Origin of the sequence: Micromonospora sp. M51 (assembly GCF_018070305.1) — a bacterium.
Classification (GTDB): Bacteria; Actinomycetota; Actinomycetes; order Mycobacteriales; family Micromonosporaceae; genus Micromonospora; species Micromonospora parva.
Window position 1 is genome coordinate 1 of sequence record NZ_JAGPXZ010000338.1, and the last position, 6352, is coordinate 6352.

Genomic DNA, 6352 nt, shown 5'->3' on the forward strand with positions numbered 1-6352 from the left:
CGCCCACCCCGCCCTGGTTGCCGCAGGCGCTCAGCGCCACGCAGACAGCAAGCGCGGGGACGGCGAACCGAAGAGTCCTCATGCCGAATCTGACGTACGCCGACCCGAGTTCGTTCCCGTGTTCAGCCGCGCGCCGCAGCGGCCTTCATGTCCCGCTTCAGCTCCTGCGGCAGCGAGAACGTGAGCCGTTCGTTGGCGGTGGTGATCTCCTCCACGTCGGCGAAACCGCGCGCGGCGAGGTGGACCAGCACCTCCTGGACCAGGTCGTCCGGGACGCTCGCGCCCGAGGTCAGGCCGACGGTGGTGGCGCCCTCCAGCCAGGCGTCGTCGATCTCGTGCGCGAAGTCGACCAGGTGACCGGCGCGGGCGCCGGCGTCCAGGGCGACCTCGACCAGGCGCACCGAGTTGGAGGAGTTCGTCGAGCCGACGACGATCACCACGTCACAGTCGGCGGCGATCTCCTTGACCACGTGCTGCCGGTTGGAGGTGGCGTAGCAGATGTCGTCACTGGGCGGGGACTGCAACAGCGGCAGCCGCTTCTTGAGCCGGGCCACCGTCTCCAGCGTCTCGTCGACCGAGAGCGTGGTCTGGGAGAGCCAGACCACCTTCTCCGGATCACGTACGGTGATCTTGTCGGCGTCGTCCGGGCCGTCCACCAGCTGGATGTGCGCGGGGGCCTCACCGGCGGTGCCGATGACCTCCTCGTGCCCCTCGTGGCCGATGAGCAGGATGTCGTAGTCCTCGGCCGCGAAGCGCCGCGCCTCGTGGTGCACCTTGGTGACCAGCGGGCAGGTCGCGTCGATCGCCTTCAGCGAACGCGCCTTGGCCTGCTCGTACACCTCCGGCGCCACGCCGTGCGCAGAGAAGATGACGGTGGCGCCCTCGGGCACCTCCTCGTTCTCCTCCACGAAGATCGCGCCCTGGGCCTCCAGGGTCTGCACCACGTGCTTGTTGTGCACGATCTGCTTGCGCACGTAGATGGGGGCACCGTAGAGCTTCAGCGCCTCCTCCACGGTCTGCACCGCGCGGTCGACACCCGCGCAGTAGCCGCGGGGCTTGGCCAGGAGCACGCGCTTGCCGGTCCGGTGAGTCGCCTGAGCCTCAGTCACCACCCCATCGTACGTGCCGGCTTTCCCACCGGCAGTGGGCCGCGACCCGCCCAGAGCCCCGGTGATCAAGAGGTTTGCGTCAAAAACGCGCCCAGCACTGACGCAAACCTCTTGATCACCGGGAGGGTCCGTAGGGTGGGCGGGTGAGCGGAGACGGGCGGGTGGGGGGCGGCGGGGCCAGCAGCGCTGAGGAGCCTTGGCCGGTACGGGTGGTCAGCCAGAAGGTGGGGGCCTGGATCGCCAAACTGGGCTGGGTGTGGGTGGACGGGCAGGTGGCGCAGATCAGCCGTCGCCCCGGAGCCAGCACCGTCTTCCTCACCCTGCGCGACCCGTCGGCCGACCTGAGCCTCACCGTCACCACCAACCGGGACGTCCTGGACGCCGGCGCACCCGAGCTGCGCGAAGGCGCCCGCGTGGTGCTGCACGCCAAGCCGGAGTTCTACGCCGCCCGGGGCACGCTGAGCCTGCGCGCCGACGAGATCCGCCAGGTGGGCCTCGGCGAGCTGCTGGCCCGCCTGGAGAAGCTCAAGAAGCTGCTCGCCGCCGAAGGACTCTTCGACCGCGCCCGCAAGCGTCGGCTGCCCTTCCTGCCCGGCCGGATCGGGCTCATCACCGGTCGCGCGTCGGCGGCCGAACGGGACGTGCTGACCAACGCCCGACGGCGCTGGCCGGCGGTCGAGTTCCGGACGGTCAACGTGGCAGTGCAGGGCCCGTCGGCGGTCCCGCAGATCGTCGACGCGCTCAAGGTGCTGGACGCCGACCCGAGCATCGATGTGATCATCATCGCCCGGGGTGGCGGCGGCATCGAGGACCTGCTGCCCTTCTCCGACGAGGCGCTCTGCCGCGCGGTGTTCGGCTGTCGTACGCCGGTGGTCAGCGCGATCGGCCACGAGACGGACGCGCCACTGATCGACTACGTGGCCGACGTCCGCGCCTCCACCCCGACCGACGCGGCCAAGCGGGTCGTCCCCGACCTCACCGAGGAGGTACGCCTCATCGGTCAGGCCCGACACCGCCTCGAACGGGCCGTGCGCAACCTGGTCGACCGGGAGACGCACCGGCTCGACGGGCTGCGGTCCCGGCCGGTGCTGGCCCGGCCGCAGGTGATGGTGGAGCACCGGGCGACCGAGCTGACCGCGTTGCGGCAGCGGGCCGGCCGATGCCTGGAGCACCGGCTCACCGCCGCCGAGGATGACCTGCGGCACACCCTCGCGCGGCTGCGCGCCCTGTCCCCCGCCGCCACCCTCGACCGGGGGTACGCGATCGTGCAACGCGCGGACGGCCAGGTGGTCCGCGCGGCGGCGGAGGTCGGCAAGGGCGACCCGCTGCGGGTACGCCTGGCCGACGGCGAGCTGGCCGCCACAGTCGATGGCTGAGTGGCGACGCGCCGCAGCGGGGAGGGGTGTGCTGAGATGAACGCGATGACTGACGACACGAAGGCCGGGCCGGACGAGCGGCTCAGTTACGAGCAGGCCCGCGCCGAGCTGGCCTCGGTGGTGGAGCGGCTGGAGGCCGGCGGCACGTCCCTGGAGGAGTCGCTGGCGCTCTGGGAGCGCGGCGAGGCGCTGGCGGTGATCTGTCAACGCTGGCTGGATGGCGCGCGGGCGCGGATCGACGCCGCCCGGCAGGAACCAGCTTCCTGACCGCCGGTGGGGCGGCCGGAGCCGCCCCACCGGGGCAGGTCAGTTAAACAGGCTGTACAGCTCGGCCGGCGCCTCGACGACCTGGTCCGCCGGCGGCTTCTGCGCGGCGGTGGCGGCACCGTAGTCGGAGTACGTCATCTTGATCTCCTGGGCGGCGGTCTGCCCGGCGGCCGGCAGTTGCAGCACCAGCTCACTGAGCCGGCCCTGCGGGTCCACCTTCGCGGTGAACGGGACGGTCTTCGCCTGGGTGCCGAGCGCGGCGATCGTGGCGGCGTTCAACGAGCCCGCCTCGGCGGCCTTGGTGACGTCGATGGTGCCGGCGTACGTGCCGGTGCCGGTGCTGCGGACCTCGGTGATGCCCTGGGTGAGCACCGCGCTGCCGGCCGGGTCGACCTTGTCGAAGTCGAAGCCGAGGTTGCGGTTGCCCTTGATCCGGTTCTGGTCCAGGTGCTGGTACTTGCCGAGGTTGAGCTGCTTGATGGCGGGCAGGCTGTTGGCGGTGGGGCCGGTCAGCTCCAACTTGACCCAGCTGTCCGGCTTGTAGTGGATCACGTCGAGCTTCATCGCCAGGTCGGACGAGGGACCACCGATGGCGATCTTCAACGCCGCGCTCTGGCTCGGCTGGTGCACCAGCCCCTCCGCCGTCGAGCCGGCGCCGGCCAGCGTGAACCGGAAGTTCCCGTTGCTGATCTCCTTGGTGGTGTCGAGCAGGGCCTGCTTGGCGTCGCCCGCCACCGGGGCACCGGACGGGCTCGCCGTGCCGGACGCCGTCACCGTCGGGGACGGCGTCGAGCCGGTGGTGCCGGTTCCGCTGGCGCAGGCGGCCAGTGCGGGCGTGATCAGAGCGGCGGCTACCAGGCCGGCGCCAAGTCGTCGAACAGTCATACGTGTCTCCCAAGGGGGTCACCCGACGACCTGGACGGCGCCGGAAACCGGGCGACGCAGCAGCACCGTCGGCTGCGTCGCGCGATCCGGGCCGAGCAGCGCGCCCGGATCACCCCCTCCTTGTTCCCTGTCGAGGCGTCGGACAATCACCCTTCGGGCTGGTTGCCCAGATTCGGCGCCGGCGGGTCCATCGACCGCCGAGGTCCCCTCAGCGCAGTGAGCCGGCCAGTTCGCGTAGTTCGTTGTCCCGGGCGTCGCCGACGACGATCACCGTGCGGGTCGGCTCCAGCAGGACCAGCGCCTGTTGGTTGCCCCGCGCGGTGTAGAGCTGCCAGGTGCGCCCGGCCAGCTCGGTGGGGCCCTGCGGCTGGCCCTGGCTGGTCAGCTCGGCGGGGAGCAGACGATCCGCCGGGACGCTGCTCTGCAGCAGTTGGACGCCTCGCCCCTCCGGGGTGAGGTAGCCGAGTCGCAGGTTCGCGCCGTTCTCGACGGTCTGGTAGCGGGCGCTGACCGTCTTCCAGTCGGAGCCGAGCCCCTGCGGCTGGCTCACCGGGAAGACGTTCGCCGACCGGGCCTGCTCGATCGCGGGCGCCGGATCGACGGTGGTGGCCTGGTCGCCGCCGAGGAATCCCCGGTAGAACGCCAGCAGGAGCGCGATCGGGACGAGCAGCACCAGCAACGAGATCGCCATGTCCTTCGGCGACCGCTCGGACTTGCCGGCCCCCGCCGCGGGCGGCGGGGTCGGGGTCGGATCGGTCGCGGCGGGCTCACCACCGGCGGGGACGTCGGCCGGCGGCTGACCGTCGGGCGGCGTGCGGTCGGCGGGTACGCGGTCGGCTGGCTGTGCGGGTTCCACCCCGCTATCTTCGCAGCCGCCCGACCGGCGGTATCCGGGCCATCACCGCCCCGCGCCGACGCCCCGTCGGCCATCGTGTGAGGATCAGCGACAAAGCCGGCGGTGGGGGCCTCCCCGCGGCCGGTCGTCCCCGCACCGTCGCGAGGAGGAGTAGCCGTCATGACGAACACCAGGACGCGGATCCCACAGGATCTCGACCGTAACCTTGCCCTCGACCTGGTCCGGGTCACCGAGGCCGCGGCGATGGCCGCCGGCCGGTGGGTCGGTCGGGGCGACAAGGAGGGCGGCGACGGAGCAGCTGTCGACGCGATGCGCAAGCTGATCAACTCGATCCAGATGCGCGGTGTGGTGGTGATCGGCGAGGGCGAGAAGGACAACGCCCCGATGCTCTTCAACGGCGAACATGTCGGCGACGGCACGGGCCCGGAGGTGGACGTCGCCGTCGACCCGGTGGACGGCACCACCCTGATGAGCAAGGGCATGCCGAACGCCGTGGCGGTGCTCGCCGTCTCCGAGCGGGGTGCGATGTTCGACCCCAGCGCCGTGTTCTACATGGAGAAGCTCGCCGTCGGGCCCGCGTACGCCGACGTGATCGACATCAACGCCGGGGTGGCGGAGAACCTGCGCCGGATCGCCAAGGTCAAGGGCACCGACGTCTCCGAGGTGACGGTCTGCGTGCTGGACCGCAGCCGCCACGACGACCTGGTCACGCAGATCCGCCGGGCCGGGGCGGGTATCCGGTTCATCTCCGACGGCGACATCGCCGGCTCCATCGCCGCCGCCCGGGGCGAGTCGGACGTGGACGTGCTGATGGGCATCGGCGGCACCCCGGAGGGCATCATCTCCGCGTGCGCGCTCAAGTGCATGGGCGGTGCGATGCAGGCCAAGCTCTGGCCGCGCGACGAGCAGGAGCGGGAGAAGGCGATCGCCGCCGGGCACGACCTGGACCGGGTGCTGGGCACCGATGATCTCGTCACCGGCGACAACTGCTTCTTCGTGGCGACCGGGGTCACCTCCGGCGACCTGCTGCGCGGTGTGCGGTACCGGGCGGGCGGGGCGTACACCCAGTCGATCGTGATGCGCTCGAAGAGCGGCACCATCCGGGTGATCGACTCGTACCACCGGCTGGAGAAGCTGGCGCTCTACTCCGCTGTCGACTTCGACGGTCGACCGCTGGCTGAACAGGAGTGACAGCCACCGACACGGCGACCCCGCAGACCCTGTCGGCCGCCCGCCGGATCACCGGCGTCGCGCTCGCGTCGGCCTCCGGGGTCGCGGTGGCGGTGCAGTCGCGGATCAACGGCGAGCTGGGGGTACGCCTCGAGGACGGTTTCGCCGCCGCGGTGGTGTCGTTCGGCCTCGGCCTGCTGGTGCTGCTGGTGCTGGTGCCCGCGACCCCTGGTGGCCGGCGCGGGCTGGCCGCGACCCGGCGGGCCCTGCGGACGGGCGCGTTGCGGCCGTGGCAGTGCCTCGGTGGCATGTGCGGGGCGTTCCTGGTGGCCACTCAAGGGCTCACCATCGGCACGTTGGGCGTGGCGGTCTTCACCGTGGCGGTGGTGGCCGGCCAGACCGGCAGCAGCCTTGCCGTGGATCGGGCCGGGATCGGGCCGACCGGCCGGCAGCCGGTCACCCGGCAGCGGCTGGCCGGCGCGGTGCTCACCGTGTTGGCGGTCTGCCTGGCGGTAGGCGACCGCCTGGGCGACCCGGGCGCGCTGGCGCTGGCCCTGCTGCCGCTGCTCGCCGGGGTGGGCATCGCCTGGCAGCAGGCCGTCAACGGTCGGGTCCGGGCGGCGGCCGACAGCGCGTTGACCGCCACTCTCGTCAACTTCGCCGTCGGCACTGTCACCCTGCTGGTCGCG

At 72.0% G+C, this 6352-nt stretch carries 7 protein-coding genes; 4 read left to right on the plus strand and 3 right to left on the minus strand.

Annotation, left to right across the window (positions count from 1 at the left end):
- Positions 1-122: 122 nt before the first annotated feature.
- Positions 123-1109 carry a 4-hydroxy-3-methylbut-2-enyl diphosphate reductase gene (locus tag KBX53_RS18560; RefSeq protein ID WP_124770510.1) on the minus strand — a complete coding sequence of 329 codons (987 nt, stop codon included), beginning with the start codon at positions 1107-1109 and terminating at the stop codon, positions 123-125.
- A gap of 143 nt (positions 1110-1252) precedes the next feature.
- Here KBX53_RS18560 and xseA point away from each other — a divergent pair, with 143 nt between their 5' ends.
- Positions 1253-2485, plus strand: a complete 1233-nt coding sequence (gene xseA / locus KBX53_RS18565; RefSeq protein WP_245233528.1) for an exodeoxyribonuclease VII large subunit — start codon at positions 1253-1255, stop codon at positions 2483-2485.
- A gap of 45 nt (positions 2486-2530) precedes the next feature.
- Entirely contained in the window at positions 2531-2752 is a 222-nt protein-coding gene (locus tag KBX53_RS18570) for an exodeoxyribonuclease VII small subunit (protein ID WP_030328827.1), read from the plus strand.
- Positions 2753-2791: 39 nt separating this feature from the next.
- On the opposite strand, the gene KBX53_RS18575 is transcribed toward KBX53_RS18570, so the two are convergent.
- On the minus strand, positions 2792-3637 hold the full coding sequence (locus KBX53_RS18575; RefSeq protein ID WP_210860637.1) for a hypothetical protein: 846 nt from the start codon (positions 3635-3637) through the stop codon (positions 2792-2794).
- Between the two features lie 208 nt (positions 3638-3845).
- Entirely contained in the window at positions 3846-4493 is a 648-nt protein-coding gene (locus KBX53_RS18580; protein WP_210860639.1) for a DUF4245 domain-containing protein, read from the minus strand.
- A 159-nt stretch (positions 4494-4652) separates the two neighbouring features.
- Here KBX53_RS18580 and glpX point away from each other — a divergent pair, with 159 nt between their 5' ends.
- Positions 4653-5684, plus strand: coding sequence for a class II fructose-bisphosphatase (glpX, locus tag KBX53_RS18585; protein ID WP_030328833.1), 1032 nt, complete (start codon positions 4653-4655; stop codon positions 5682-5684).
- A partial coding sequence (locus KBX53_RS18590; protein ID WP_309140805.1) for a DMT family transporter occupies positions 5681-6352 on the plus strand: 672 nt, incomplete at its 3' end. The genes glpX and KBX53_RS18590, both read left to right, overlap by 4 nt.

Coding starts and splice junctions, on each gene's coding strand:
- KBX53_RS18570 (WP_030328827.1), top strand. CDS start 2,531: ATGACTGACGACACGAAGGCCGGGCCGGACGAGCGGCTCAGTTACGAG.
- KBX53_RS18575 (WP_210860637.1), bottom strand. CDS start 3,637: ATGACTGTTCGACGACTTGGCGCCGGCCTGGTAGCCGCCGCTCTGATC.
- glpX (WP_030328833.1), top strand. CDS start 4,653: ATGACGAACACCAGGACGCGGATCCCACAGGATCTCGACCGTAACCTT.